This window comes from Enterobacter sp. MGH 4 (genome assembly GCF_000534735.1).
In the GTDB taxonomy this organism is placed as follows: Bacteria; Pseudomonadota; Gammaproteobacteria; order Enterobacterales; family Enterobacteriaceae; genus Enterobacter; species Enterobacter intestinihominis.
Map to the genome: position 1 here is coordinate 47697 of NZ_KI973297.1, position 25507 is coordinate 73203.

Sequence of the window (25507 nt, forward strand, 5' to 3'; positions counted from 1 at the left end):
GCTAAACGGGGTACAATTCGGAAGGTATAGTTAATTTCTGACAAGAATCAGCATCGCCCTTATGACCCAAATCATTCCCTCAGACTTCGACATTGCAGCCGAAGAGAGCGCAGAGTTCGTGCCCATGCGCGGTGTGGCTAACCCTCACCTGCAAACCATGCTGCCGCGCCTGATCCGCCGCAAGGTGCAGTTCAACCCCCACTGGCAGCGCATTGACCTGCCGGACGGTGACTTTTTGGATCTCGCCTGGAGCGAAGATCCGGATCGGGCCAGACTTAAACCCCGTCTGGTGGTGTTTCACGGCCTGGAAGGCAGCCTGCACAGCCCTTACGCACACGGTCTCATTGAGGCGGCGAAAGCCCGCGGCTGGCTTGGGGTGGTGATGCATTTTCGCGGATGCAGCGGCGAGCCTAACCGTCAGAAACGCATTTATCACTCGGGTGAAACCGAGGACGGCTCCTGGTTCCTGCGCTGGCTAAGAGACAATTTCGGCGAAGCACCAACGGCAGCGGTGGGGTATTCGCTGGGCGGGAATATGCTGGCCTGCCTGCTGGCGAAGGAGAGCGACGCGGTGCCGCTGGATGCGGCGGTGATTGTCTCTGCGCCCTTTATGCTGGAGCAGTGCAGTTATCATATGGAAAAGGGGTTTTCGCGGGTCTATCAGCGTTATCTTCTCAACCTGCTGAAAGCCAACGCCGCACGTAAACTTAAGGCCTATCCGGATACGCTGCCTGTGACGCTGCAACAGCTCAAACGCGTGAAGCGCCTGCGCGAGTTTGATGATTTGATCACCTCTAAAATTCACGGCTTTGCCGATGCGATTGACTATTACCGTCAGTGCAGCGCCATGCCTTTACTGAATCAAATCACGAAACCCACGCTGATTATCCACGCCAAAGACGATCCGTTTATGGATCATCACTCGATCCCCGCCCCTGACTATCTGCCGGATAACGTGGAGTATCAGCTCACCGAGTTCGGCGGGCACGTGGGCTTTGTTGGCGGCACGCTGCGTCGGCCAAAAATGTGGCTTGAGACGCGTATACCCGACTGGTTAACGGCCTATCTGGACGGTAAAAAATGATTATTCCCTGGCAGGATCTCTCTCCCGACACGCTCGATAATCTGATTGAAAGCTTTGTCTTGCGCGAAGGCACCGATTATGGTGAACATGAACGTTCGCTTGAACAAAAGGTCAGCGATGTGAAGCGCCAGCTTAAAAGCGGCGACGTGGTGCTGGTATGGTCCGAACTGCATGAGACGGTGAATATCATGCCCCGCAACGCGTTTCATGGCTGATCTTACACTTTTCCAGTCAGGGAGTTGCTATGTCTGCCAGACATCCGGTTATTGCCGTTACGGGTTCGAGTGGGGCGGGAACCACTACCACCAGCCTCGCCTTCCGCAAGATTTTCGCCCAGCTTAACTTACGGGCGGCAGAGGTAGAGGGCGACAGCTTTCACCGCTACACGCGCCCGGAGATGGATATGGCCATCCGCAAGGCGCGCGATCTGGGTAAACACATCAGCTATTTTGGCCCGGAGGCCAATGACTTCGGCCTGCTGGAGCAAACCTTCCGTGAATACGGGCAGAGCGGCACCGGGCAGTCCCGCAAGTATCTCCACACCTACGATGAAGCCGTGCCCTGGAACCAGGTCCCCGGCACGTTCACGCCCTGGCAGCCGCTGCCGGAACCGACTGACGTGCTGTTTTACGAAGGATTGCACGGCGGCGTGGTGACGCCTCAGCACGACGTGGCGCGCCATGTGGATTTGCTGGTGGGGGTGGTGCCGATTGTTAACCTTGAGTGGATCCAGAAGCTGACGCGTGACATGAGCGAGCGCGGCCATTCGCGAGAGGCGGTAATGGATTCGGTGGTGCGCTCCATGGAAGATTACATCAACTTCCTGACGCCGCAGTTCTCCCGAACCCACATTAACTTCCAGCGCGTCCCCACCGTGGACACCTCCAACCCGTTCGCCGCAAAAAGCATCCCTTCCCTGGACGAGAGCTTTGTGGTGATCCACTTCCGCAACCTGGAAGGCATTGATTACCCCTGGCTGCTGGCGATGCTACAAGGTTCGTTTATTTCGCACATGAATACGTTAGTGGTACCGGGCGGAAAAATGGGGCTGGCGATGGAGCTGATCATGACGCCGCTGGTGCAGCGGCTGATGGAAGGAAAGCAAATCGCGTGAGTTGTTTTGCCCGGTGGCGCTGCGCTTACCGGGCCTACGGGCGTGCTTTTGTAGGGCGGGTAAGCGAAGCGCCACCCGCCAAAAATTAAGCCTCGATCACTTCATACGAATGGGTGATGTTTACCGCTTTCTCCAGCATTAGCGCCACAGAGCAATATTTCTCCGCAGACAGGTCAACCGCACGCGAGACCGCCGCATCCTTCAGTTCTTTGCCGGTGACGATAAAGTGCAGATTAATATGCGTGAACAGACGTGGCGCCTCTTCGCGACGTTCTGACGTCAGCTTCACTTCACAATCGGTCACGTCATGACGGCCTTTTTGCAGGATCGACACTACGTCGATCGCGCTGCATCCACCTGCCGCCATCAGCACCATTTCCATCGGGCTGGGAGCTTTATCGCCGGAGTTGCCATCCATCAAAACCTGGTGCCCGGAAGCAGACTCGCCCAGGAACGTTAACCCTTCAACCCATTTCACACGCGCTTGCATATTCACTCACTCCAACGTTGCATTTTTTATGACAGATTACGTGTACGTTACATTTCTCGCAACGGAAGGCGACCTGCGTCATGCTGAAGCGAGACACCAGGAGACACGCGGCGAAAGCTATGCTAAAACACTCTGGATGCTACAGTAATACATTGACGTTACACATGTATGCAGAGGACATCAAACTTTACTGGCTGCGAAACGTTACGACAGCCGACTTCCCAGGTATGGGTAAGAATTCGATTGCAACCCCAGAGTCCGGATGCATCTTATGACTCTGGTGACAGCTTATAACAGAGGATAACAGCGCATGGTGCTTGGCAAACCGCAAACAGACCCGACTCTCGAATGGTTCTTGTCTCATTGCCACATTCATAAGTACCCATCAAAGAGCACGCTGATTCACCAGGGTGAAAAAGCGGAAACGTTGTATTACATCGTTAAAGGCTCGGTGGCCGTGCTGATCAAAGATGAAGAAGGGAAAGAGATGATCCTTTCTTATCTGAACCAGGGCGATTTTATCGGTGAACTGGGCCTGTTTGAAGAAGGCCAGGAACGTAGCGCCTGGGTTCGTGCAAAAACAGCATGTGAAGTGGCTGAAATTTCTTACAAGAAATTCCGTCAGCTGATTCAGGTCAACCCTGACATCCTGATGCGTCTTTCTTCCCAGATGGCACGCCGTCTGCAAGTGACCTCTGAGAAGGTGGGTAACCTCGCCTTCCTGGACGTGACCGGTCGTATCGCGCAGACTCTGTTGAACCTGGCGAAACAGCCAGACGCCATGACCCACCCTGACGGTATGCAAATTAAAATTACCCGCCAGGAAATCGGTCAGATCGTCGGCTGCTCCCGTGAAACAGTGGGCCGTATCCTGAAGATGCTGGAAGATCAAAACCTGATCTCCGCCCACGGTAAAACCATCGTGGTTTACGGGACCCGTTAATTCCGGTCAGACGGCGTGCCGCCGCAGGGTGGCACGCCGTTTTTGTCTCTACTCCTTATGTGGCGCAGGCTGATCTATCACCCGGAAGTTAACTACGCACTGCGACAAACGCTGGTGTTGTGTCTTCCCGTGGCCGTGGGCCTGATCCTCGGACATCTTCAGCAAGGCCTGCTGTTTTCCCTCGTGCCCGCCTGCTGCAACATTGCCGGTCTGGACACCCCGCATAAACGCTTTTTCAAACGCCTGATTATTGGCGGCTGCCTGTTTGCCGGCTGTAGCCTTGCCGTGCAACTCTTACTGGCCCGCGACATTCCTCTGCCGCTGATCCTGACCGTGCTGGCGATGACGCTTGGCGTAACCGCTGAAATCAGCTCGCTGCACGCCCGCCTGCTTCCTGCGTCGCTGATTGCCGCCATCTTCACCTTAAGCCTTGCGGGCAATATGCCGGTGTGGGAGCCATTGCTGATCTACGCCCTCGGCACGCTGTGGTACGGGCTGTTTAACTGGTTCTGGTTCTGGTTGTGGCGGGAACAGCCGCTTCGCGAATCCCTGAGCCTGCTCTACGTGCAGCTTGCTGAATACTGTGAAGCAAAATACACCCTGCTCACGCAACATACCGACCCGGAAAAATCCCTGCCGCCGCTGCTGGCACGCCAGCAAAAAGTGGTGGATCTGATCAGCCAGTGCTATCAGCAGTTGCACATGCTTGCCGCCAACAAAAATCATGAATATAAGCGGCTGCTGCGTACCTTTCAGGTCGGGCTGGATTTGCAGGAGCATATTTCCGTCAGCCTTCATAATCCGGAAGAGGTGCAAAAGCTGGTGGAGCGCAGCCATGCGGAAGCGGTGATCCGCTGGAACGCGCAGACCGTCGCGGCGCGCCTGCGGGTGCTGGCTGAGGATATCCTCTATCACCGCTATCCGACGCGCTTTAACATGGACAAACAGCTCGGCGCGCTGGAAAAGATTGCGCGTCAGCACGCGGATAACCCGGTCGGGCAGTTTGCCGCCTGGCATTTCAGCCGCATCGCCCGGGTGTTGCGCACCCAGCGCCCGCTTTATACCCGGGACCTGATGGCCGATAAGCAAAAACGACTGCCGTTGCTGCCTGCGCTCAAAAGCTACCTGTCGCTGAAGTCTTCCGCCCTGCGCAACGCCGCAAGAATTAGCGTCATGCTCAGCATCGCCAGCCTGATGGGAATGGCCCTGCACCTGCCGAAACCCTACTGGATCTTAATGACCGTGCTGTTTGTCACCCAGAACGGCTATGGCGCCACGCGGGTGCGCATTCTGCATCGGGCGGGCGGCACGATGGCGGGGCTGATTATCGCGGGCGTAACGTTGCACTTCCACGTGCCGGAAGGGTATACGCTGGTCGGCATGCTGGCGATTACGATGGTGAGTTATCTGATCATCCGTAAAAACTACGGCTGGGCGACGGTGGGCTTTACGGTAACGGCGGTGTACACCCTGCAGTTGCTTACGCTCAACGCCGATCAGTTAATTATTGCCCGCCTGGTCGATACCCTGATTGGCTGCCTGATCGCCTTTGGCGGCATGGTCTGGCTGTGGCCGCAGTGGCAAAGTGGATTACTGAGGCAAAACGCCCACGACGCGCTGGAGGCGGATCAGCAGGCCATTCGCCTGATCCTGAGCGACGATCCGCAGCCGTCTCCGCTGGCCTACGAGCGCATGAAGGTCAACCAGGCGCATAATGCCCTGTTCAACTCCCTTAACCAGGCCATGCAGGAGCCGGGCTTCAACTCGCACTATCTGGCAGACATGAAGCTGTGGGTCACGCACAGCCAGTTTATCGTCGAACACATCAATGCCATGACCACGCTGGCGCGCGAGCACACCATGCTGACGCCGGATCTTGCGCAGCGCTATTTGCAGTCGTGTGAAATTGCCCTCCAGCGCTGTCAGCAGCGTCTGGAGTACGACGCGCCGGGCGAGTCAGGGGATTCGAACATTCTGGAAGCGCCGGAGACGCTGACCCACGGGCCGATGAGCACCCTGGAGCAGCATTTACAGCGCGTTCTCGGGCATCTCAACACCATGCACACCATTTCGTCGGTGGCATGGCGTCAGCGTCCGCATCACGGGATTTGGTTAACGCGCCGGTTAAAACGAACCGCGTATTAGCCTCTGACGATCTTCGCGACCGCCGCGGCAAAACGGGTTAACCCGTCTTCGATGTCTTTGTCTTCCACCACCAGCGACGGCGCGAAGCGCATCACGTCCGGCCCGGCGTTGAGCACCATGACGCCTTCGTGCGCGGCGGCGTGCAGGAAATCGCGCGCGCGGCCTTTGTACTGAGGCTTCAGCTCGGCGCCGATCAGCAGTCCCATCCCGCGGATTTCACTGAAGACATCAAACTGTTCGTCAATCTGCTGAAGATGTTTCACAAAAAGGGCGCGTTTCGCATTCACGCCATTCAGGACGTCCGGCGTATTAATGATGTCGAACGCCGCTCCCGCCACGGCGCACGCCAGCGGATTACCGCCGTAAGTGGAGCCGTGTGAGCCCACATGAAATGCGGAAGCAATATCCTGGGTGGTTAGCACCGCGCTGACCGGGAAACCGCCGCCGAGCGCTTTCGCGCTGGTCAGAATATCCGGCGTTACGCCGTAGTGCATATAAGCGAACAGGTCTCCGGTACGCCCCATCCCACACTGCACTTCATCAAACACCAGCAGCGCCTGGTGCTCGTCGCACAGCTCACGCAGACCTTGCAGAAATTCCGGGGTGGCCGCCGTGACGCCGCCTTCCCCCTGAATGGGTTCGACCACCACGGCACAGGTGTGATCGTCTATCACCGCTTTAACGGCGTGCAGATCGTTAAACGGCACGTGGATGATATCCGCAGGTTTCGGACCAAAGCCGTCGGAATACTTCGGCTGGCCGCCAACGGAAACGGTAAAGAACGAGCGACCGTGGAAGGCGTTATGGAAGGCGATGATTTTGGTTTTGTACGGACTATGACGCGTGGTTGCGTAGTAGCGCGCAAGCTTAAAGGCGGTTTCGTTGGCTTCGGTGCCAGAGTTCATAAACAGCACGCGTTCGGCGAAGGTGGCATCGATGATCTTACGCCCCAGACGCAGCGCCGGTTCGTTAGTGAACACGTTGCTGGTGTGCCACAGCGTTTCGCCCTGCGTTTTCAGCGCGTCCACCAGCGCAGGATGGCAATGGCCCAGCGCCGTCACCGCAATACCGCCTGCGAAATCAACATACTCGTTGCCCTGCTGATCCCAGACGCGGCTGCCTCTCCCTTTCACCGGGATAAACTCAGCCGGTGCATAAATCGGCAGAATCACTTCATCGAATGTCGCGCGGGTAATTGCTGGTTGTTCAGTTGCCATGTCATGACCATCCATTTTATGTCACAGTGATTGTGAAAATATAATCACAAAATATGCATAAAAAATCACAACAAGGCAACAGATATTCAGCGATTAAGGAAATTGGCCAGCAGCGCGTGCCCCTGTTCGCTGAGAATGCTTTCCGGGTGGAACTGCACCCCTTCCAGATCGTACTCGCGGTGGCGAATGCCCATGATTTCCCGGGTCTCACTCCAGGCGGTCACTTCAAAGTCTGCGGGCAGGGTCGGCGGATCAATCACCAGAGAATGGTAGCGCGTCACGGTTAACGGATTGTTTAGCCCCAGGAATACGCCGGTACCGGTGTGCGTGATCGGTGAGGTTTTGCCGTGCATGACTTTCGCGGCACGGACAATGCTGGCGCCAAAGACCTGCGCAATGGCCTGGTGACCCAGGCAGACGCCCAGAATCGGCAGCTTGCCCGCATAGTGGCGGATTACCTCCAGCGAGATGCCGGACTCCGACGGCGTACACGGCCCGGGCGAAATCACGATTTTCTGGGGCGCCAGCGCGTCAATGTCAGCCAGCGCGATCTCATCGTTACGGCGGACAACCACCTCTGCCCCCAGCTCACAAAAATACTGGTAAAGGTTCCAGGTAAAGGAATCGTAGTTATCAATCAGCAGAATCATGGCGGCTCCTGAAAAAATGGCCGCCCTATTTTACTCAGATCCCCGCGCTTCGCTCACAACTTTGGCAAAGATAGCATTCAGGGCGGTCAGATCACCCATCGCCCCGCTCTGGTTGGCGGATGCCCAGTCGTCCGGGTCGATCCCCTGCCAGTTCAGCACGTAGCCCGCATGGATCGCCAGCTGTTCAAAGAAGATCCGCTGAGCCACGCCATTACCGCTCATAAACGGATGTAGCATGTTGATTTCACAGTAGTAATGACTGATTCTGTCTGTAAACTCTTCTTTCTGAAGGCCCACCAGATATTTATCGCTTTCCAGCGAAGCCATCAGCTCATTACCCACCTTCTCGATGTACTCGAAATGGCAAAATGGAATGTCGCCCTTGGAGATATCGGCGGTGCGCAGCTCGCCAGCACCTTTCATCTCGTTGCGGAATAAATGGCGGTGAATAAGGCACAGATGGGGTAAACCCGGTCCAGAAGGCCCCAGTGCCAGCGTCTCGATATCGGGTTCAGCGGGACCCTTGCCTTTTTCAAGGAGGCAACTGGCCTGAAGATTGACGCTACGCTGTTGCTCCCAGAGTCGGGATTTTTGCTTGTCGGTGAGTTTTTTCACTACGCCTCCCTGAATAGTCCGTTTGCCACAAGTATAAGCAGCAAAACGCGCTTTCGCAGGGAGGGCGGAAAGACACGGGCAGGATGTGCCCGTGTGAGGGAACGATTACGGCAGCACTTTCGCGGAGAGAATCACCACTGGCTTAGACGGCACATTCTGGTATGGACCGACATCGTGAGTCTGAACCTGAGAGATCTTGTCCGCCACGTCCATGCCTTTCACCACTTTACCGAACACCGCGTAGCCAAAGTCGCGCTGGCCGTGGTCCAGGAAGGCGTTATCCGCCACGTTGAGGAAGAACTGGCTGGTGGCGCTGTCTTTATCCGCCGTACGCGCCATAGAAATGGTGCCGCGCTTGTTCAGCAGGCCGTTATCCGCTTCATTTTTGATTGGCGGGTTAGGCTTTTTCTGCTGCATCTGCTCGTTGAAACCGCCGCCCTGAATCATAAAGCCCGGGATCACGCGGTGGAACGTGGTGTTGTTATAAAAACCACTGTTCACGTAGTCGAGGAAGTTTTTCACAGAAACAGGGGCTTTCTGGCTATCCAGCTCCAGCTCAATATTCCCCGCAGAGGTAGTCAGCAGGACGTGAGGGTCTCCTTTGGCTGCCAGCGCAGCAGGGGAAACGGCAGAAAGAGCAAACACAGCTGCGACAGCCGCCAGTGTTGATTTGAGCATGAGAATTCCTTAACAAAGCGCAGTATAAAAAGCGAATGGCTTGATTCTAAAGAGCAGTATGACCCCAGACCAGTCTTTTACCTAATTTTACGAAATTGAAACAATTATTACCGCGCAAACGATTGTTCACCCCGCGATTTAATGTGATCTCCATCACGTTAAAGCCTGCAATTGTGCTCAATATTTTCTGAAAAGATTTAATTAGATCACTTTCGCGACTAAAATCTGCCCGCTCAAACGCAGTCATTGCGTTTTTCTTTACTTTTAACAGGCCAGACATGACTAACAGCAATCGCATCAAGCTCACATGGATCAGCTTCTTCTCCTACGCCCTGACCGGCGCGTTGGTGATCGTCACCGGGATGGTGATGGGAAATATCGCAGACTATTTCCAGTTGCCCGTTTCCAGCATGAGCAATACCTTCACTTTCCTGAACGCGGGGATCCTGATCTCTATTTTCCTTAATGCCTGGCTGATGGAAATCGTGCCGCTGAAAACCCAGCTGCGCTTCGGCTTCGTGCTGATGGTTGCCGCCGTGGCGGGCCTGGTGCTGAGCCACAGCATCGCCCTCTTCTCTGCCGCCATGTTCGTGCTGGGCCTGGTGAGCGGGATCACCATGTCGATCGGTACGTTCCTGATCACCCATATGTATGAAGGCCGCCAGCGCGGCGCGCGTCTGCTGTTTACCGACTCCTTCTTCAGCATGGCCGGGATGATTTTCCCGATGGTCGCCGCGTATCTTCTGGCGCGCAGCATTGAGTGGTACTGGGTGTACGCCTGCATTGGTCTGGTCTATGTCGCGATCTTTATTCTCACCTTCGGCTGCGAGTTCCCGGTGCTGGGCAAAAAAGCGCAGACCACGTCTGAGCCAGTTGCGAAAGAAAAATGGGGTATCGGCGTACTGTTCCTTTCCATCGCCGCGCTGTGTTACATCCTGGGCCAGCTGGGCTTTATCTCCTGGGTTCCGGAATACGCGAAAGGTCTGGGCATGAGCCTGAACGACGCGGGCAAGCTGGTGAGCGATTTCTGGATGTCTTACATGTTCGGCATGTGGGCGTTTAGCTTTATCCTGCGCTTCTTCGACCTGCAACGGATCCTGACCGTTCTGGCGGGTCTGGCAACCGTGCTGATGTATCTGTTCATCAACGGTTCCCCGGAGCATATGCCGTGGTTCATCCTGACCCTGGGCTTCTTCTCCAGCGCGATTTATACCTCGATCATCACCCTTGGCTCTCTTCAGACCAAAGTGGCCTCACCGAAGCTGGTGAACTTCGTGCTGACCTGCGGCACCATCGGCACCATGCTGACCTTCGTGGTCACGGGCCCAATTGTGGCGCACAGCGGCCCGCTGGCGGCGCTGCATACCGCTAACGGTCTGTACGCCGTGGTGTTCATCATGTGCTTCGTGCTGGGCTTTGTGACCCGTCACCGTCAACACAACCCGGCAACAGCTACCCACTAATCGCCGTAACCCCTTTGCGTACTGCAAAGGGGTTTTCCCCTGCTCACCCGCCCCGCCCGCCGATGGGTAAAAAACCCCACCAAAATTGTGCGAAAAACAAGCAAGCACAAAAATCAAACAATATCCGTCACTTATAAAAATCCTGACAAATCATAGATATACCCCCTAAGGGGTAGGTGAAGGCGTATTTGATTTGCATCAATAAGTGCCCCTGCTGAATCGTTAAGGTAGGCAGTAATAGAAAAGAAATCGAGGCAAAAATGAGCAAAGTCAGACTCGCTATCATCGGTAACGGCATGGTCGGCCACCGCTTTATTGAGGATCTTCTCGATAAAGCCGATGCTAACCAGTTCGATATTACCGTGTTCTGTGAAGAACCCCGCAAGGCGTACGACCGTGTGCACTTGTCTTCCTACTTCTCTCACCATACCGCCGAAGAACTCTCTCTGGTGCGCGAAGGTTTCTACGAGAAGCATGGCGTAAAAGTGCTGGTGGGCGAACGCGCTATCACCATCAACCGTCAGGAGAAAGTGATCCACTCCAGCGCCGGACGTACGGTTTTTTACGATAAGCTGATCATGGCGACAGGCTCGTATCCGTGGATCCCGCCGATTAAAGGTTCGGAAACCCAGGATTGCTTCGTTTACCGTACCATTGAAGACCTCAACGCCATTGAATCCTGCGCACGTCGAAGCAAACGCGGCGCGGTTGTCGGCGGTGGTCTGCTGGGTCTGGAAGCCGCAGGCGCACTGAAAAACCTCGGCGTTGAAACCCACGTCATCGAATTTGCCCCGATGCTGATGGCGGAACAGCTGGACCATATGGGTGGCGACCAGCTACGCCGTAAAATCGAAAGCATGGGCGTGAAGGTTCACACCAGCAAGAACACTAAAGAGATCGTGCAGGAAGGCACTGAAGCGCGTAAAACCATGCGCTTTGCCGACGGCAGCGAGCTGGAAGTGGATTTCATCGTCTTCTCCACCGGCATTCGCCCGCGCGACAAGCTGGCCACCCAGTGCGGTCTGGCCGTTGCGCAGCGCGGCGGGATCATGATCAACGACACCTGCCAGACCTCCGATCCGGACATCTACGCCATCGGCGAATGCGCCAGCTGGAATAACCGCGTATACGGTCTGGTTGCACCTGGGTACAAAATGGCGCAGGTCGCCGTTGACCATATCCTCGGCAGCGAAAATGCCTTCACCGGCGCAGACATGAGCGCCAAGCTGAAGCTGCTGGGCGTGGACGTGGGCGGTATTGGCGATGCGCATGGTCGCACCCCGAACTCCCGCAGCTATGTTTATCTGGACGAAAGCAAAGAAGTCTACAAACGTCTTATCGTCAGCCAGGATAACAAAACCCTGCTCGGGGCGGTGCTGGTGGGCGACACCAGCGACTTCGGCAACCTGCTCCAGCTGGTGCTGAACGCCATTGAGCTGCCGGAAAACCCGGACGCGCTGATCCTCCCGGCGCACGCCTCCAGCGGTAAGCCGTCCATTGGCGTGGATAAACTGCCGGACAGCGCGCAAATCTGCTCCTGCTTCGACGTCACCAAAGGCATGCTGATCTCCGCCATTAACAAAGGCTGCCACACCGTTGCGGCGCTGAAGGCGGAAACCAAAGCCGGGACCGGCTGCGGCGGCTGTATCCCGCTGGTCACCCAGGTGCTGAACGCCGAGCTGGCAAAACAGGGCATTGAAGTGAACAACAACCTGTGCGAGCACTTCGCTTACTCTCGCCAGGAGCTGTATCACCTGATCCGCGTGGAGGGCATTAAATCCTTCGACGAACTGCTGGAGAAACACGGCCAGGGCTACGGCTGTGAAGTATGTAAGCCTACCGTCGGTTCCCTGCTGGCGTCCTGCTGGAACGAATATGTGCTCAAACCAGAACACACTCCGCTTCAGGACACCAACGATAACTTCCTGGCCAATATTCAGAAAGACGGGACTTACTCGGTGATCCCGCGTTCTGCCGGGGGGGAAATTACCCCTGAAGGGCTGGTCGCCGTGGGCCGTATCGCCCGTGAGTTTAACCTGTACACTAAAATCACCGGTTCCCAGCGTATCGGCCTGTTCGGTGCGCAGAAAGATGACCTGCCGGAAATCTGGCGTCAGCTGATTGAGGCGGGCTTCGAAACCGGTCACGCGTACGCCAAGGCGCTGCGCATGGCGAAAACCTGCGTGGGCAGCACCTGGTGCCGCTACGGCGTGGGCGACAGCGTGGGCTTCGGCGTCGAGCTGGAAAACCGCTACAAAGGCATCCGTACGCCGCACAAAATGAAGTTCGGCGTCTCAGGGTGTACCCGTGAATGTGCGGAAGCACAGGGTAAAGACGTGGGTATTATCGCCACCGAGAAAGGCTGGAACCTGTACGTGTGCGGTAACGGCGGGATGAAACCTCGCCACGCCGATCTGCTGGCTGCCGATCTCGATCGCGATACGCTGATCAAATACCTCGACCGCTTCATGATGTTCTACATTCGTACCGCCGATAAGCTGACCCGTACCGCGTCCTGGCTGGATAATCTCGAAGGCGGCATCGACTACCTGAAGTCAGTCATTATCGACGACAAGCTGGGCCTGAATGAACAGCTGGAATCCGAGATGACTCGCCTGCGCGAGGCGGTTATCTGCGAGTGGACCGAAACCGTGAACACGCCAGCGGCGCAGACGCGCTTCAAACACTTTATCAACAGCACCCAGCGCGACCCGAACGTGCAGGTGGTGCCGGAGCGCGAACAGCATCGTCCAGCGACCCCGTATGAACGTATTCCGGTGATGCTGGTGGAGGAAAACGCATGAGCCAGTGGGTAAACATCTGCAACATTAACGACATTCTGCCAGCAACCGGCGTCTGTGCCCTGCTGGGCAACGAGCAGGTAGCGATTTTCCGCCCTCGCCACGATGAACAGGTTTTTGCCATCAGCAATATCGACCCGTTTTTCGAGGCCAGCGTGCTCTCCCGCGGTCTGATTGCGGAGCACCAGGGCGAACTGTGGGTTGCCAGCCCGCTGAAAAAGCAGCGCTTCCGCTTAACCGACGGGCGCTGCATGGAAGATGAAAGCTTCTCGGTCAAACACTACGACGTCCGCGTGAAGGACGGCGAGGTGCAGCTGAAAGCGTAACCCCTCGCCTTTTCAATAGGAAAGGCTTATGACCCCTTATGGGTAACGGCAGGAAAAACCGTATGTTCTGTACGATTCCTGCTGTTATCCTGACGTCAATTCTTCCCCCGCCATGAATGCTGTGAGGTAACGTCGTGGATCACCTGCCGATTTTTTGTCAATTACGCAACCGCGACTGCCTGCTCGTGGGCGGCGGCGATGTGGCTGAACGCAAGGCGCGCCTGCTGTTAGAGGCGGGCGCCAGACTGACCGTTAACGCCCTCACCTTCGCCCCACAGTTTGACGTCTGGGCGCAGGAAGGGATGCTCACGCAAGTGCAGGGCGAATTTGATGAATCCCTGCTGGATACCTGCTGGCTGACCATCGCCGCAACGGATAACGATGACGTTAACCAGCGCGTCAGCGACGCCTGCGAAGCGCGCCGCATCTTCTGTAACGTGGTGGATGCGCCGAAAGAGGCGAGCTTTATCATGCCATCCATTATCGACCGCTCGCCGCTGATGATTGCGGTGTCGTCCGGTGGCCGCTCGCCCGTTCTTGCCCGTCTGCTGCGGGAAAAACTGGAAGCCGTGCTGCCTCAACACCTTGGTCAGATTGCGCATTATGCCGGGCAGCTGCGTTCCCGCGTGAAGCAAACCTTCGCAACCGTGGGCGAACGCCGTCGCTTCTGGGAGAAGTTCTTTGTCAACGACAGGCTGGCGCAGTCGCTGGCCAATCAGGACGCCAAAGCGGTTGAAGAGACGACCGAGCAACTCCTCTCTGAACCGCTGGATCATCGCGGTGAAGTGGTACTGGTGGGCGCAGGTCCCGGCGATGCGGGCTTGCTGACGCTGAAGGGTCTCCAGCAGATCCAGCAGGCGGACATCGTGGTATATGACCGTCTGGTCTCTGATGACATCATGAATCTGGTGCGCCGCGATGCTGACCGCGTATTCGTCGGCAAACGGGCAGGTTATCACTGCGTACCGCAGGAGGAGATCAACCAGATCCTGCTGCGGGAAGCGCAAAAAGGTAAGCGTGTGGTGCGTCTGAAAGGGGGCGATCCGTTTATCTTTGGTCGCGGCGGCGAGGAGCTGGAAACTCTCTGCAACGCGGGCATTCCGTTCTCCGTGGTGCCGGGCATTACGGCGGCATCCGGCTGTTCTGCCTATTCCGGCATTCCGTTAACCCATCGCGACTATGCCCAGAGCGTGCGCCTGGTGACAGGCCACCTGAAAACCGGCAGCGAACTGGACTGGCATAATCTGGCCGCTGAAAAGCAGACGTTGGTCTTTTATATGGGGCTAAATCAGGCAGCCACGATTCAGGCGAAACTGCTGGAGCACGGCATGGAAGCAGATATGCCGGTCGCACTGGTAGAAAACGGTACCGCCATTACGCAGCGCGTGGTCGATGGCGTACTGACGCAGCTGGGCGAGCTGGCGCAGCAGGTTGAAAGCCCGGCGCTGATCGTGGTGGGCCGCGTGGTAGCACTGCGTGAAAAACTGAACTGGTTCTCCAGCCACTAACGCACAATCTCTCTCCCGGGAGTAGTCTTGAAGCGGACTACTCCCTTCTTACCTCAGTCGATAACATACCGCCCGCGTAATGGAACTTTTCCATTTATTCCCTCGTGTTACATCCAATTTTTTGATTTTATTGACAAGGAATGCGTATGTTCAAACTGGCAAAAGCTGCCGTTCTGGTCGGCCTGTTAACAACTCTGACGGCCTGCACCGGTCACGTTCAAAATACTAAAAATAATTGCAGCTACGATTACCTGCTTCACCCGGCGATCTCCATTTCGAAGATCATTGGCGGTTGCGGCCCGGCGGCACAGCAGTAAGCGTTTTTCAGGCGTAAAAAAACCGGGGATTTCCCGGTTTTTTTTCGTCAGTTTTGTCGGGTGGCGGCTCCGCCTTACCCGACCTACACGGTCCCGTAGGCCGGGTAAGCGTAAGCGCCACCCGGCAAAGCGGCTTAAGGTTTCGCCACAAACCCAATCGCGTCGTACACCGCTTTCAGGGTTTCGGAGGCGCGCGCGCTGGCTTTTTCCGCGCCCTCTTTCATCACTTTTTGCAGGAAAGCTTCGTCGTTACGGTAACGGTGATAGCGCTCCTGCAACTCGGTCAGCATGCCGGAAACGGCGTCTGCCACTTCGCCTTTCAGGTGGCCGTACATTTTGCCTTCAAAGTGTTTTTCCAGCTCAGGGATGCTCTGTCCGGTCACACCGGAGAGAATGTCCAGCAGGTTGGATACGCCCGCTTTGTTCTGCACGTCGTAGCGCACCACTGGCGGCTCGTCGGAGTCGGTCACCGCACGCTTGAGCTTTTTCACCACCGATTTCGGATCTTCCAGCAGGCCGATAACGTTGTTGCGGTTATCGTCAGACTTGGACATCTTTTTGGTCGGCTCCAGCAGCGACATCACGCGCGCGCCGGATTTCGGAATAAACGGCTCAGGCACTTTGAACACGTCGCCGTAAAGCGCATTGAAGCGCTGGGCGATATCGCGGCTCAGCTCCAGGTGCTGCTTCTGATCTTCGCCCACTGGTACCTGGTTGGTCTGGTACAGCAGAATATCTGCCGCCATCAGCACCGGATAATCAAACAGACCGGCGTTGATGTTTTCAGAGTAGCGCGCAGATTTATCCTTGAACTGGGTCATGCGGCTCAGCTCGCCGAAATAGGTGTAGCAGTTCAGCGCCCAGCCCAGCTGCGCGTGCTCTGGCACGTGAGACTGAACGAAAATGGTGCTCTTCTCGGGATCGATACCGCACGCCAGGTACAGCGACAGCGTATCGAGCGTCGCCTTGCGCAGCTTCTCGGGATCCTGACGCGCGGTGATAGCATGCAAATCCACGATGCAGTAAATGCAGTGGTAGTCATCCTGCATGCTCACCCACTGACGTAACGCACCCATGTAGTTACCAATGGTCAGTTCACCTGAAGGCTGTGCGCCACTAAAAACGATGGGCTTAGTCATTATTCAATTCCTGATGTTCACTGTGCGAGAGCCCGAGTGCGGGCAACAAATCTTTGAAGTGGTCGAACACAACGTCCGGCTCACTCAGCGTAATGGCTTCACCGTAGTTGTAGCCGTAGGTCAACCCAACAGACGGGCAACCTGCCGCTCTGGCAGCCAGAATATCATTGCGGGAATCCCCGACAAAGAGCAGCTCCGCAGGCGCTAAGGATAATTTTCCTGCCACCAGCAATAGCGGTTCCGGATGCGGCTTTTTATTCTGCACGTCATCGCCGCCCACAATTACGGAGAAGTATTTCGCGATATCCAGCGCTTCCAGCAGAGGCGCAACGAACGGTGTTGGCTTGTTGGTCACCAGCCCCAGCGGGATGCCTTTCGCATGTAGCGCGCTCAGCGTTTCAGCGACATCCGGGAACAGGAAGCTGCCCTCTTCGACGGTCTCTTCGTAGAAACGGTCGAACAGTTTGCGTAGAATACGCTGCTGCTCATCCTGGGGAATATCCGCGTGGTCAACACTCGGTTTCCCTTGCGCAGAACGCTGAGAGGCACGTTCCTGACGAGCCCAGGTCAGCGCGCGCTCCATCAGCACGTCTGCACCGTTACCAATCCACCTCACGACGCGCTCTTCGCCCGCAACGGGGAGTTCAAGGGCATACAGCGCCTGATCGACGGCGCGGGTTAATCCTGGCGCGCTGTCGACCAGCGTGCCGTCGAGGTCAAATGCTACACCCCGAATAGCCTGCAATTTATCCATGACTTACCTTCGCCAGTTCACGGCGCATTTCATCAATGACTTTTTTGTAATCCGGTTGATCGAAGATGGCGGAGCCTGCGACGAACATATCGGCCCCTGCCGCCGCAATCTCACCGATGTTATTGACCTTCACGCCGCCATCCACTTCCAGGCGAATATCATAGCCAGACTCATCAATGCGGCGGCGCACTTCACGCAGCTTGTCGAGCGTCTGAGGAATAAACGACTGGCCGCCAAAGCCCGGGTTGACGGACATCAGCAGGATCACGTCCAGCTTGTCCATCACGTAGTCGAGATAGCTCAGCGGGGTCGCCGGGTTAAAGACCAGCCCCGCCTTACAGCCGTTCTCTTTGATCAGCTGTAGCGTGCGGTCAACGTGTTCGGAGGCTTCCGGGTGGAAAGTGATGATGCTGGCACCCGCCGCGGCGAAATCAGGCACGATGCGGTCAACCGGTTTCACCATCAGATGCACGTCAATGGGCGCGGTGATCCCGTAGTTACGCAGCGCTTTAAGCACCATCGGACCGATGGTCAGGTTGGGAACGTAGTGGTTATCCATAACGTCGAAATGGACGACATCTGCGCCAGCCGCGAGAGCTTTGGCAGTGTCTTCACCCAGGCGGGCAAAATCGGCCGACAGAATTGAGGGGGCAATCAAAAACTGTTTCATCCGCATCTCCTTGAAATGTGTTTACCGGCGGGCAAAGGCTCAGGGTCGATAAAGCGCCAGAAGTTCGTCCACCTTTTTACGTGTGCCGCCGTTGCTGCTAATGCTACGCCGCACTTTTACCTGAAAATGCTTCGCGGCTTTGTACCATTCGCGCGTATCAGGCGTGTCGTGATTCGAAATTAACACCGGAATTCTTTTGCTGACCAGCTTTTCCGCCATCTCAGCCAGACGCGCCTGCTCGGCCGGGCTGAAGCTGTTGGTGTGGTAGGCGGTGAAATTTGCCGTGGCAGACAGCGGCGCGTAAGGCGGGTCACAGTAGACCACCGAGTTTACACCCGCCAGCTCCATGCACTCTTCATAGGAGAGACAGTAGAACTCGGCATTCTGCGCTTTTTCAGCAAAGTGATACAGCTCGTCCTGCGGGAAATAGGGACGCTTATAGCGGCCAAACGGCACGTTAAACTCGCCACGCAGATTATACCGGCACAGACCGTTGTAGCCATGGCGGTTGAGATAAAGAAACAACAGCGCGCGACGGAACGGGTCCTGGCTCTGATTAAACTCAGCGCGGAACTGATAGTAGACGTCCGGGTTGTTGTTCTCTGGCGTAAACAGCTTCCGCGCCTCTTCCACATACTCATCGGTACGCAGTTTGACGATGTTATAGAGGCTGATAAGGTCGCTGTTGATATCCGCCAGGATATAACGAGAAAAATCGGTATTCAGGAACACCGATCCAGCACCCACGAAGGGCTCGATAAGACACTCGCCTTTCGGCAGGTGCTTTTTAATATCGTCGAGCAGGGGGTATTTCCCCCCTGCCCATTTCAGAAAAGCGCGATTTTTTTTCATGCTGACTAACTGATTACACCTTCTCCGGCTGTGGAGAAAGCTCCGACAGCATCCTGCGCTTTAAACATTACTTCAGATCGGCCTGCACCTGATGAATCGGCTTCGCCCACGGGTTTTTCGCCTGCACGTCGGCTGGCAGCGTGGAAACGGCACGTTTTGCTTCATCTTTTGAGGCATAAACTCCGCTTACCAGAACGTACCAAGGCTGTCCGTTACGGGTCGTCTGATAAACCACATAGTTTTTCAGATTCGATTTCTTCGCCCAGGCGTTGAGGTTGTCGTAGTTAGACGAACTGCTCAGCTGCAACGTGTAGTTGCTGGATGATGCGGATTTCAGAGAACCCACGTTACCCGTCGTTTTACCTGCCGCGGTGCTGGATGCGCTAGCGGTTGGCGTAGCAGCCGGTGCCGCAGTTGCAGCAGGCGCGGTTGTGGTCGCCGTTGCTTTAGGTGCAGCGGTTGCCGCAGGCGTTGGCGCTTTAACCGGTTGGCTCACCGCAGGTTTTGTCTGCGCTGGCGCTTTCGTTTCTGGCGCTTTTGCCACGGTCTGCGGTTTCGTCTCACGCTTCGGCTCAATCACAGCCTGCTTACGCTCCTGACGCGGCGCAGTCTGGGTATGGCGCGGTTTGGTTTCCGTTGCCGCCGTTTGCTGCTGGGCATTGCTGCCATGAACTGGCGCAACGGTGGCAGGTTCAGTAGGCAGCGTGGAGTTCACCACGGCAGCGTTAACCTGCTCCTGATTCTGCGGCTGCGTCAGCGCGTTATTCAGATCGCCCTGAACTTCAACACGCTGCTGGCCCTCCGGCGTAACAGGCGCCTGGCCCTGAGTTGGGGTCGCAGAGACGGGCGGCAGAGAGATATCCTGACCGGCGCTGGTGTTACCTGCGGTCTGCTCTGCGGAAGTGGTGCCCGGCGCTGGCTGAGCGCCATTCGCCTGGTTGCTCGCATCGTTACCAGACAGGTTGATGCTCTTCTCGGCAGACGCTGTCTGCTCGGTAGAATGGGTAGAAGGTGCTTTTAGCGCGGAACCAATGCCGACAATCAGCAATACCAGAACCAGAACGCCAAGGCCCATCATGATGTACTGACGGGAGGCCGGTTTTGCCGCTACCGCTTTTTTACGTTTGCGCGGACGACGTTCAACAGGCTGTTCATCCATTAACTCTTCTTCGGATTCATACTCCTCGTCTTCACGCTCATTTCGCGCGTTACGGCTACGCGAAGGGCGACGATCGTCTGCATCCAGATCGACATCGTCAAAGTTGATCTGCGGCTCGTTATCACGTTCTGAAGATTGACGAGAACGACCAGTACGACGATCGCTGGGATCGGGTTTCAGCTCGTCTTCTGGTTTGAATTCATCCATTTAACACCCCACTCAAAGGCTTCTGCCAACGACTCTGCATTTACCTGAAGCTAAAACGACCACCTGTTACAGCAGCCTGACCTTTCTAGTTGTTACGCCTGCTGACAATCAGCAATAGCGCCAAGTACGACTTCGTGCGGCACTCCGCCGCGCACTTCACTTTTCCCTATTGCAAGCGGGAGTACCAGACGCATCTCACCTGCCAATACTTTTTTATCGCGCATCATGTGGGGAAGGTACGCTTGCGCAGACATTTCCTGCGGACCATTCACCGGCAAGCCAGCACGTTTAAGCAACGTGATGATACGTGCTGTCTCTTCCGGCCTGAACTGCCCCAGACGTTCAGAGGCACGGGCCGCCATGACCATTCCGGCAGCGACAGCTTCACCGTGAAGCCAGTTACCGTAGCCCATTTCGGCTTCGATCGCATGACCAAACGTATGCCCCAGATTCAGTAAAGCACGTAAGCCGGTTTCACGCTCATCTGCGGCAACGACTTCTGCTTTCAGCTCACAGCACCGGCGAATACAGTAGGCCATTGCCTGCCCATCGAGGCGCAGCAGCGCATCCATATTATCTTCCAGCCAGGTGAAGAACTCACCGTCAAGAATAATGCCGTATTTGATCACTTCTGCAAGGCCGGACGCCAGTTCGCGCGCTGGCAAGGTTTGCAGACAGTCGAGATCCACCACCACCGATGCAGGCTGGTAGAACGCGCCAATCATGTTTTTGCCGAGCGGATGGTTAACCGCCGTTTTACCGCCCACGGAAGAATCGACCTGTGAGAGCAACGTGGTTGGAATTTGAATAAAGCGCACACCGCGCTGGTAGCTGGCGGCTGCAAAACCGGTCAGATCGCCCACAACGCCGCCGCCCAGGGCAAGCAGTGTTGTATCACGACCGTGCGGTTTTTGCAGAAGTGCGGTAAAGACGGTATCCAGTACCGTCAGGCTTTTGTACTGCTCGCCATCGGGCAGAATCACACTGTCGACCTTCACGCCCGCCTGCTCAAGCAGGTGGCGTACACGGTCGAGATAAAGCGGAGCCAGCGTCTCGTTGGTGACCAGCATCGCCTGATCACCCGCTTTCAGTGGTAAGAAGGAAGCTGGATCGTTAAACAAACCAGCCGCGATGGTGATAGGGTAACTACGTTCCCCGAGAGTAACTGTAATCCTCTCCATGACGCGACATCCACCTTAAATGCTTTTACCCGCAGGCGAGTGTATATAAAGCCAGAATCAGTTGCTTTCCAGCATATGAATAATCTGGTTTGCAACCACTTTAGCGCTTTGATCGTCAGTACGAATGGTCACATCAGCAATCTCTTCGTACAGAGGATTGCGTTCATCGGCCAAAGCTTCCAGAACTTCACGTGGCGGTGTTTCAACCTGCAACAACGGGCGCTTTTTATCACGCTGCGTGCGTGCCAGCTGTTTTTCGATGGTCGTCTCAAGATAGACCACTACGCCACGGGCGGAGAGACGGTTGCGGGTTTCGCGAGATTTTACAGAGCCGCCGCCTGTTGCCAGCACAATGCCCTGTTTTTCCGTGAGTTCGTTGATCACTTTTTCTTCTCGGTCACGGAAACCTTCTTCGCCTTCTACGTCGAAGACCCAGCCCACATCCGCTCCGGTTCGTTTCTCAATCTCTTGATCAGAATCGTAAAATTCCATATTGAGTTGTTGAGCTAACTGACGCCCAATAGTGCTTTTGCCGGCACCCATAGGCCCAACCAGAAAGATATTGCGTTTCTCTGCCATTTTTTCGGTACTACTAAGACTATTCGTTAATGGTAATCCCCGCTGCGCAGACACCCGGCGTAGCAGGACATGAACTGAAACCTCATTTGCAATAGAGCGAGAGTCAGACGAAAAATTATCTCAATACTCCGGCTTGTTTGGCAACTGATTAAATCACCGTTCCCGGCGCATAAGGAAATAAGACGTAAGTCCAACTCAAATCGGTACTCCTTGTATGCTAATTCATGCCCCACGTCAAACATCTGCAACAAACTGAATGCAAAATCATTGCGGGGATCGTTACCCATTAATGAATACTGACCAGACGTGGCGTGATAAACACCACTAACTCGCGCCGTTCGTTATCTTTTCCGTCATGGCGGAACAACTGACCCAGCCACGGAATGTTGCCCAGCACGGGCACGCTGTCGCGTCCGGTTTTATTCTTTTGCGAAAAGATCCCGCCCAGCGCGAGCGTTTCCCCACTTTTTACCTCTACCTGCGTTTCGATCTCCTGCTTATCAATCGCCAGCGTTTCGCCGTCCGCCTGTTGCAGCACCTGGCCAGGCATATTTTCACTGATATGCAGCTTCAGACGAACGCGGCCGCCCGGAAGCACCACCGGCGTGACCTCCATGCCTAATACCGCCTCTTTAAACTCAACGGAGGTCGCCCCGCTTTCGCCGCTGGAAACCTGATACGGGATTTCGCTGCCCTGCTTGATGCTGGCCGGCTGCATGTGCGACGCCAGTAGCCGCGGGCTGGCGATGATATCCACCTGCTGCTTTTGCTCAAGCGCCGACAACTCAAGATCCAGCATCCTGCCGTTGATGCGCCCGATATTAAACCCAACGTGTGTGGTTGCACTGGCCACCGACAGGTCAGCGCCCAACGTCGTGACCTGACCCACCTTACCGGCCTCCGTTGCGTCAGCGAGGTTCCATTTCACCCCCAGTTCACGCAGGCTTTTTTCACTAATGGTCACAATCTGCGCCGCCAGTTCTACCTGCTCGACGGGCAGATCCATCTGCGCTGCCCAGCGCTGGAGCATATCCACCACCGACTTGTTATCCCTGACCAGGAGACGGTTGGTGCGCTTGTCGACGGAGAGACTGCCTTTCGGGCTTAAGAGCTTTTCCGCCGCTTTTTGCAATTCGGCCGCATCCGCATAAGCAAACGGAATGCTGTGAGAGAGCAGCGGAGCGTCGAGCAGACGCTGGGCCCGCTCCTGCGCTTTACGCGTCTGTTGCTCCCGCTGCCAGGCCGCCGTATGCACATAAAAAATGCCGCCCTCTTCCCGCAATACCAGCCCGGCACTGTTCACTACCGTCTGAAGCGCCTGCCTCCAGGGCACCCGCGTTAGATTCAGCGAAAGCGAACCGCTGACATCCGGCGACACCACCAGATTGCGATCCTCCTGCGCTACCATCGCCTGTAATACCTGCACCACCGGGACATCATCCACCAGCAGGGTGACCGGTTTTGGCGTCGCGGCCCACAGGGGCTGGCTGAGTGCCGCCAGTAACAGCCCTATCCATATCTTCACTCTTTTTCGTTCCTTCTCGCTGCCATGTCCATCGCTTCGGCTCGCACATCTCGCCGACATCAACGGTCAGTTGTTGTGTATCTATCGCACTCACCCGCCAGCCTGGCGGTAACCGCATCTGCGTTTTTACCCGGTGCCAGCGGTTCTGCCCGTCCTGCATAAGGCCGATATCCCTGCTGCCGCTGACGACTCCCTGATACCGCCACTGGCTGAGTTGCCCTGCTGCGCAACGCTCTTCCGGCACGGAGAAGGGATCCCGCATCCCGGTCAGGAAAAGCGGAGAAAGCAGGATCAGCAAACGGGTTTTACTGCGCATGACCGATCTCCAGTTGCAGGCTAAGGCGTAGCTGTTTTCCCTGTGGGGTGATGGAAAACGCGCTCACCCGCACGTTCTCAAGCGCCAGCCGGGAAAAGAGCGCCGGAACTGCGCCCCACAAGGCATCCAGCGCCAGCTCTCCCCCACTCTGCTGCGGTTTCCAGTACACCAGCCTTGCGTCCTCACGCTGAAATGCCAGCGGAGAAAAGGGCTGCACCGGCTTCACTTGCGTAACCACAGGTCGCCGCCCGGCCTTTGGCCACAGCGAGGCGTTGATTCGCTTCGCACTGCTGGCCTGCGCCTGAATATCGGCGTAGCACAGAGCAGCGGGTCTGAGCAGCGCTCCCCAAATCGCAAACGCAACGATCCCCGACGCGATCAACCAGCAAAGGACGCGCCGGGAAGGACGTGCATATGTCCAGCGTTGATACCAGATGCCCACTGGCTACCTCCGGCTATGCAGTTGAAAAGAGAACATCCATCGCCCCTGGCTATCCTGTTGCAATTCGCCTGCCGGTCCGGGGTTAAACCCCGTCACCCTTTTCAGCGCATCGGTCATGGCGGAGAGCGTCGGGAGTGAGGTGGTATAGCCCGTCAGGATCAGCGAGGGTGGCTGATAACGCAGCGCCGTCAGCCACGCCTGCCGGGGCATTGCACTGGCAAGGGATTCAAGCGCGGGTTGCCATGCCACCGTCTCAGGCGGCTGCGAAGGGGTTTCCACCCCCGCAGACTGCGGCTGACGGGCTTTCAATACCTTCTGCACCGCACGCGTTCCCGCCAGATCGCTCTGCAACGCCTGTGACGCGAGAGTCTGCGTCGCCCGAAGGCTGACGCCTCCCGCCAGCATCACCAACAATGAGGCGGTAAACAGCAGCCCCCAAAAACGCAGGCGCTGATTACGTTGCTGCCGACGCCAGGGTAAAAGATTGGGCATGCTCATTACGGCGCCTCGCTCATGGCCAGCGCCAGGGCGACGGTGTAATCAGCACCACATTCTGGCAACGGCGGCTGACACAGCGTCACCGCTTCCCACGGATCGCGGGCAGCATCAAACACGGCGATATCAGAAGGAGAAAGCGCAAGCAACGCCGCCAGCTCATTCACCGTCGCCGCTTCTGTGGTGTAGCGCCGCCCCCACTGGTGACGCATCGCCCACAGCCACTGGTCTTTATCCCTCCAGGCTACGCACCGGACGGGGGCAACAGCAGAGAGAAGATTAGCCAGCGCGCCGGCATCCGGGACGATTGCGGCCAGGCGCAAACGCAGCGCTTTCGCCAGCGACAACAGGGTATCGACCTCTCTGTTTTGCGCGGCGGTAACCTGAAAAGTGTTGCTGAACGTATCCTGCGCGTAGTCAAAGCAGAGCGTATCGGGAGGCATCTCCAGCTCACGCGCTAATGCGGCGCCTACCCAGGTGAGCTGTTCGCTGTCACGCAAGTTAACGGATGGACGGGGCAACGCGCGTTGCAGAACGCGCGTTGCCGGAAATGAGAGAAATACCCGATGCGAGTGCGGCAATGTTTTCCGCCAGCCACGTAATGCGTTAACCAGTTGTTCTGGCTTAAGTATTTTGCCTTCACCCATAACCCCGTCCGACAGCGGTACCGCCCACCAGCGCCGTAAACGCCAGCCGGCCCGCTCTCTGGTCAGCGCCACGGCAATCACCTTATCCTGTTGAATATGAACGCCTGTTTGCCACGTTTTAAAAGCCATACTTCACGATCTCCTTATCGCCCGTCGGAGTGACGGCTATATCAATGAATCAGGCTTGCCT

At 56.3% G+C, this 25507-nt stretch carries 27 protein-coding genes; 10 read left to right on the forward strand and 17 right to left on the reverse strand.

Annotated features, from left to right (window positions below; translation table 11 throughout):
* The first annotated feature begins 61 nt into the window (after positions 1-61).
* The 3 genes from L350_RS02625 to L350_RS02615 are packed head-to-tail and all read left to right on the forward strand — an operon-like array spanning position 62 to position 2198.
* Positions 62-1084, forward strand: a complete 1023-nt coding sequence (locus L350_RS02625) for a hydrolase (protein ID WP_032626777.1) — start codon at positions 62-64, stop codon at positions 1082-1084.
* Positions 1081-1299, forward strand: a complete 219-nt coding sequence (locus L350_RS02620; RefSeq protein ID WP_022649608.1) for a YheU family protein — start codon at positions 1081-1083, stop codon at positions 1297-1299. Before L350_RS02625 ends, L350_RS02620 begins: the two co-directional genes overlap by 4 nt.
* Before the next feature lie 29 nt (positions 1300-1328).
* On the forward strand, positions 1329-2198 hold the full coding sequence (locus tag L350_RS02615; RefSeq protein WP_003861663.1) for a phosphoribulokinase: 870 nt from the start codon (positions 1329-1331) through the stop codon (positions 2196-2198).
* An 85-nt stretch (positions 2199-2283) separates the two neighbouring features.
* Here L350_RS02615 and L350_RS02610 read toward each other — a convergent pair whose 3' ends face one another.
* Positions 2284-2688, reverse strand: a complete 405-nt coding sequence (locus tag L350_RS02610) for an OsmC family protein (RefSeq protein WP_022649609.1) — start codon at positions 2686-2688, stop codon at positions 2284-2286.
* Positions 2689-2998: 310 nt separating this feature from the next.
* Here L350_RS02610 and crp point away from each other — a divergent pair, with 310 nt between their 5' ends.
* Together crp and L350_RS02600 are read left to right on the forward strand one after the other, a co-directional pair.
* Positions 2999-3631, forward strand: a complete 633-nt coding sequence (gene crp, locus L350_RS02605; protein ID WP_000242758.1) for a cAMP-activated global transcriptional regulator CRP — start codon at positions 2999-3001, stop codon at positions 3629-3631.
* Between the two features lie 57 nt (positions 3632-3688).
* Positions 3689-5776 carry a YccS/YhfK family putative transporter gene (locus L350_RS02600; RefSeq protein WP_023298768.1) on the forward strand — a complete coding sequence of 696 codons (2088 nt, stop codon included), beginning with the start codon at positions 3689-3691 and terminating at the stop codon, positions 5774-5776.
* Here L350_RS02600 and L350_RS02595 read toward each other — a convergent pair.
* The 4 genes from L350_RS02595 to ppiA form a co-directional block, all read right to left on the reverse strand.
* Positions 5773-6993, reverse strand: coding sequence for a bifunctional acetylornithine/succinyldiaminopimelate transaminase (locus L350_RS02595; protein ID WP_022649611.1), 1221 nt, complete (start codon positions 6991-6993; stop codon positions 5773-5775). The two genes, L350_RS02600 and L350_RS02595, sit on opposite strands and share 4 nt — an antisense overlap.
* Before the next feature lie 86 nt (positions 6994-7079).
* A complete protein-coding gene (pabA, locus tag L350_RS02590; protein WP_022649612.1) occupies positions 7080-7643 on the reverse strand; it encodes an aminodeoxychorismate synthase component 2 in 564 nt (187 codons plus the stop codon).
* Between the two features lie 30 nt (positions 7644-7673).
* Entirely contained in the window at positions 7674-8258 is a 585-nt protein-coding gene (locus L350_RS02585; RefSeq protein ID WP_032626779.1) for a putative adenosine monophosphate-protein transferase Fic, read from the reverse strand.
* A gap of 105 nt (positions 8259-8363) precedes the next feature.
* Positions 8364-8936, reverse strand: a complete 573-nt coding sequence (gene ppiA / locus L350_RS02580; RefSeq protein ID WP_022649614.1) for a peptidylprolyl isomerase A — start codon at positions 8934-8936, stop codon at positions 8364-8366.
* Between the two features lie 278 nt (positions 8937-9214).
* On the opposite strand from ppiA, the gene tsgA reads away from it, so the two are divergent.
* From tsgA to L350_RS02555, 5 genes are all read left to right on the forward strand, one after another.
* On the forward strand, positions 9215-10399 hold the full coding sequence (gene tsgA / locus L350_RS02575) for an MFS transporter TsgA (protein ID WP_022649615.1): 1185 nt from the start codon (positions 9215-9217) through the stop codon (positions 10397-10399).
* Positions 10400-10659: 260 nt separating this feature from the next.
* Positions 10660-13203, forward strand: coding sequence for a nitrite reductase large subunit NirB (nirB, locus tag L350_RS02570; RefSeq protein ID WP_022649616.1), 2544 nt, complete (start codon positions 10660-10662; stop codon positions 13201-13203).
* Entirely contained in the window at positions 13200-13526 is a 327-nt protein-coding gene (nirD, locus tag L350_RS02565) for a nitrite reductase small subunit NirD (protein WP_022649617.1), read from the forward strand. Before nirB ends, nirD begins: the two co-directional genes overlap by 4 nt.
* Positions 13527-13660: 134 nt before the next feature.
* The gene (gene cysG / locus L350_RS02560) at positions 13661-15034 is read left to right on the forward strand and encodes a siroheme synthase CysG (protein WP_022649618.1); all 1374 of its coding nucleotides are present in this window, start codon (positions 13661-13663) and stop codon (positions 15032-15034) included.
* A gap of 146 nt (positions 15035-15180) precedes the next feature.
* On the forward strand, positions 15181-15351 hold the full coding sequence (locus tag L350_RS02555) for a YhfL family protein (protein WP_003861638.1): 171 nt from the start codon (positions 15181-15183) through the stop codon (positions 15349-15351).
* A gap of 134 nt (positions 15352-15485) precedes the next feature.
* Here L350_RS02555 and trpS read toward each other — a convergent pair whose 3' ends face one another.
* The 12 genes from trpS to pilM all read right to left on the reverse strand — a co-directional run bounded on the left by trpS (position 15486) and on the right by pilM (position 25446).
* Positions 15486-16490, reverse strand: a complete 1005-nt coding sequence (gene trpS, locus L350_RS02550) for a tryptophan--tRNA ligase (RefSeq protein WP_032626783.1) — start codon at positions 16488-16490, stop codon at positions 15486-15488.
* Entirely contained in the window at positions 16483-17244 is a 762-nt protein-coding gene (gph, locus tag L350_RS02545; protein ID WP_022649619.1) for a phosphoglycolate phosphatase, read from the reverse strand. Before gph ends, trpS begins: the two co-directional genes overlap by 8 nt.
* On the reverse strand, positions 17237-17914 hold the full coding sequence (rpe, locus tag L350_RS02540; RefSeq protein ID WP_003861634.1) for a ribulose-phosphate 3-epimerase: 678 nt from the start codon (positions 17912-17914) through the stop codon (positions 17237-17239). The genes gph and rpe overlap by 8 nt, the downstream gene beginning before the upstream one ends.
* A gap of 39 nt (positions 17915-17953) precedes the next feature.
* Positions 17954-18766 carry an adenine-specific DNA-methyltransferase gene (dam, locus tag L350_RS02535; protein WP_003861633.1) on the reverse strand — a complete coding sequence of 271 codons (813 nt, stop codon included), beginning with the start codon at positions 18764-18766 and terminating at the stop codon, positions 17954-17956.
* Between the two features lie 67 nt (positions 18767-18833).
* Positions 18834-20132 (reverse strand): cell division protein DamX, encoded by a 1299-nt coding sequence (damX, locus tag L350_RS02530; protein WP_032626787.1) that lies wholly within the window; start codon positions 20130-20132, stop codon positions 18834-18836.
* Positions 20133-20224: 92 nt separating this feature from the next.
* Positions 20225-21313, reverse strand: a complete 1089-nt coding sequence (gene aroB / locus L350_RS02525) for a 3-dehydroquinate synthase (RefSeq protein WP_032626789.1) — start codon at positions 21311-21313, stop codon at positions 20225-20227.
* Between the two features lie 57 nt (positions 21314-21370).
* On the reverse strand, positions 21371-21892 hold the full coding sequence (gene aroK, locus L350_RS02520; protein WP_003861630.1) for a shikimate kinase AroK: 522 nt from the start codon (positions 21890-21892) through the stop codon (positions 21371-21373).
* A gap of 286 nt (positions 21893-22178) precedes the next feature.
* Complete coding sequence (hofQ, locus tag L350_RS02510) at positions 22179-23417, reverse strand: DNA uptake porin HofQ (RefSeq protein ID WP_023298775.1); 1239 nt, start codon at positions 23415-23417, stop codon at positions 22179-22181.
* Positions 23329-23733 carry a HofP DNA utilization family protein gene (locus tag L350_RS0122675; protein WP_032621951.1) on the reverse strand — a complete coding sequence of 135 codons (405 nt, stop codon included), beginning with the start codon at positions 23731-23733 and terminating at the stop codon, positions 23329-23331. The genes hofQ and L350_RS0122675 overlap by 89 nt, the downstream gene beginning before the upstream one ends.
* On the reverse strand, positions 23723-24175 hold the full coding sequence (locus L350_RS02505) for a HofO family protein (protein WP_032626791.1): 453 nt from the start codon (positions 24173-24175) through the stop codon (positions 23723-23725). Before L350_RS02505 ends, L350_RS0122675 begins: the two co-directional genes overlap by 11 nt.
* Positions 24176-24178: 3 nt before the next feature.
* Positions 24179-24673, reverse strand: a complete 495-nt coding sequence (locus L350_RS02500) for a PilN domain-containing protein (protein ID WP_023298777.1) — start codon at positions 24671-24673, stop codon at positions 24179-24181.
* The gene (pilM, locus tag L350_RS02495; RefSeq protein WP_032626799.1) at positions 24673-25446 is read right to left on the reverse strand and encodes a type IV pilus biogenesis protein PilM; all 774 of its coding nucleotides are present in this window, start codon (positions 25444-25446) and stop codon (positions 24673-24675) included. The genes L350_RS02500 and pilM overlap by 1 nt, the downstream gene beginning before the upstream one ends.
* Positions 25447-25507: the final 61 nt, after the last annotated feature.

Bases quoted from the DNA above. Each gene is read 5' to 3' on its own strand.
- L350_RS02625 (WP_032626777.1), top strand. From the start codon at position 62: ATGACCCAAATCATTCCCTCAGACTTCGACATTGCAGCCGAAGAGAGC.
- L350_RS02620 (WP_022649608.1), top strand. From the start codon at position 1,081: ATGATTATTCCCTGGCAGGATCTCTCTCCCGACACGCTCGATAATCTG.
- L350_RS02615 (WP_003861663.1), top strand. From the start codon at position 1,329: ATGTCTGCCAGACATCCGGTTATTGCCGTTACGGGTTCGAGTGGGGCG.
- L350_RS02610 (WP_022649609.1), bottom strand. From the start codon at position 2,688: ATGCAAGCGCGTGTGAAATGGGTTGAAGGGTTAACGTTCCTGGGCGAG.
- crp (WP_000242758.1), top strand. From the start codon at position 2,999: ATGGTGCTTGGCAAACCGCAAACAGACCCGACTCTCGAATGGTTCTTG.
- L350_RS02600 (WP_023298768.1), top strand. From the start codon at position 3,689: ATGTGGCGCAGGCTGATCTATCACCCGGAAGTTAACTACGCACTGCGA.
- L350_RS02595 (WP_022649611.1), bottom strand. From the start codon at position 6,993: ATGGCAACTGAACAACCAGCAATTACCCGCGCGACATTCGATGAAGTG.
- pabA (WP_022649612.1), bottom strand. From the start codon at position 7,643: ATGATTCTGCTGATTGATAACTACGATTCCTTTACCTGGAACCTTTAC.
- ppiA (WP_022649614.1), bottom strand. From the start codon at position 8,936: ATGCTCAAATCAACACTGGCGGCTGTCGCAGCTGTGTTTGCTCTTTCT.
- tsgA (WP_022649615.1), top strand. From the start codon at position 9,215: ATGACTAACAGCAATCGCATCAAGCTCACATGGATCAGCTTCTTCTCC.
- nirB (WP_022649616.1), top strand. From the start codon at position 10,660: ATGAGCAAAGTCAGACTCGCTATCATCGGTAACGGCATGGTCGGCCAC.
- nirD (WP_022649617.1), top strand. From the start codon at position 13,200: ATGAGCCAGTGGGTAAACATCTGCAACATTAACGACATTCTGCCAGCA.
- L350_RS02555 (WP_003861638.1), top strand. From the start codon at position 15,181: ATGTTCAAACTGGCAAAAGCTGCCGTTCTGGTCGGCCTGTTAACAACT.
- trpS (WP_032626783.1), bottom strand. From the start codon at position 16,490: ATGACTAAGCCCATCGTTTTTAGTGGCGCACAGCCTTCAGGTGAACTG.
- gph (WP_022649619.1), bottom strand. From the start codon at position 17,244: ATGGATAAATTGCAGGCTATTCGGGGTGTAGCATTTGACCTCGACGGC.
- rpe (WP_003861634.1), bottom strand. From the start codon at position 17,914: ATGAAACAGTTTTTGATTGCCCCCTCAATTCTGTCGGCCGATTTTGCC.
- dam (WP_003861633.1), bottom strand. From the start codon at position 18,766: ATGAAAAAAAATCGCGCTTTTCTGAAATGGGCAGGGGGGAAATACCCC.
- damX (WP_032626787.1), bottom strand. From the start codon at position 20,132: ATGGATGAATTCAAACCAGAAGACGAGCTGAAACCCGATCCCAGCGAT.
- aroB (WP_032626789.1), bottom strand. From the start codon at position 21,313: ATGGAGAGGATTACAGTTACTCTCGGGGAACGTAGTTACCCTATCACC.
- aroK (WP_003861630.1), bottom strand. From the start codon at position 21,892: ATGGCAGAGAAACGCAATATCTTTCTGGTTGGGCCTATGGGTGCCGGC.
- L350_RS0122675 (WP_032621951.1), bottom strand. From the start codon at position 23,733: ATGCGCAGTAAAACCCGTTTGCTGATCCTGCTTTCTCCGCTTTTCCTG.
- L350_RS02500 (WP_023298777.1), bottom strand. From the start codon at position 24,673: ATGAGCATGCCCAATCTTTTACCCTGGCGTCGGCAGCAACGTAATCAG.
- pilM (WP_032626799.1), bottom strand. From the start codon at position 25,446: ATGGCTTTTAAAACGTGGCAAACAGGCGTTCATATTCAACAGGATAAG.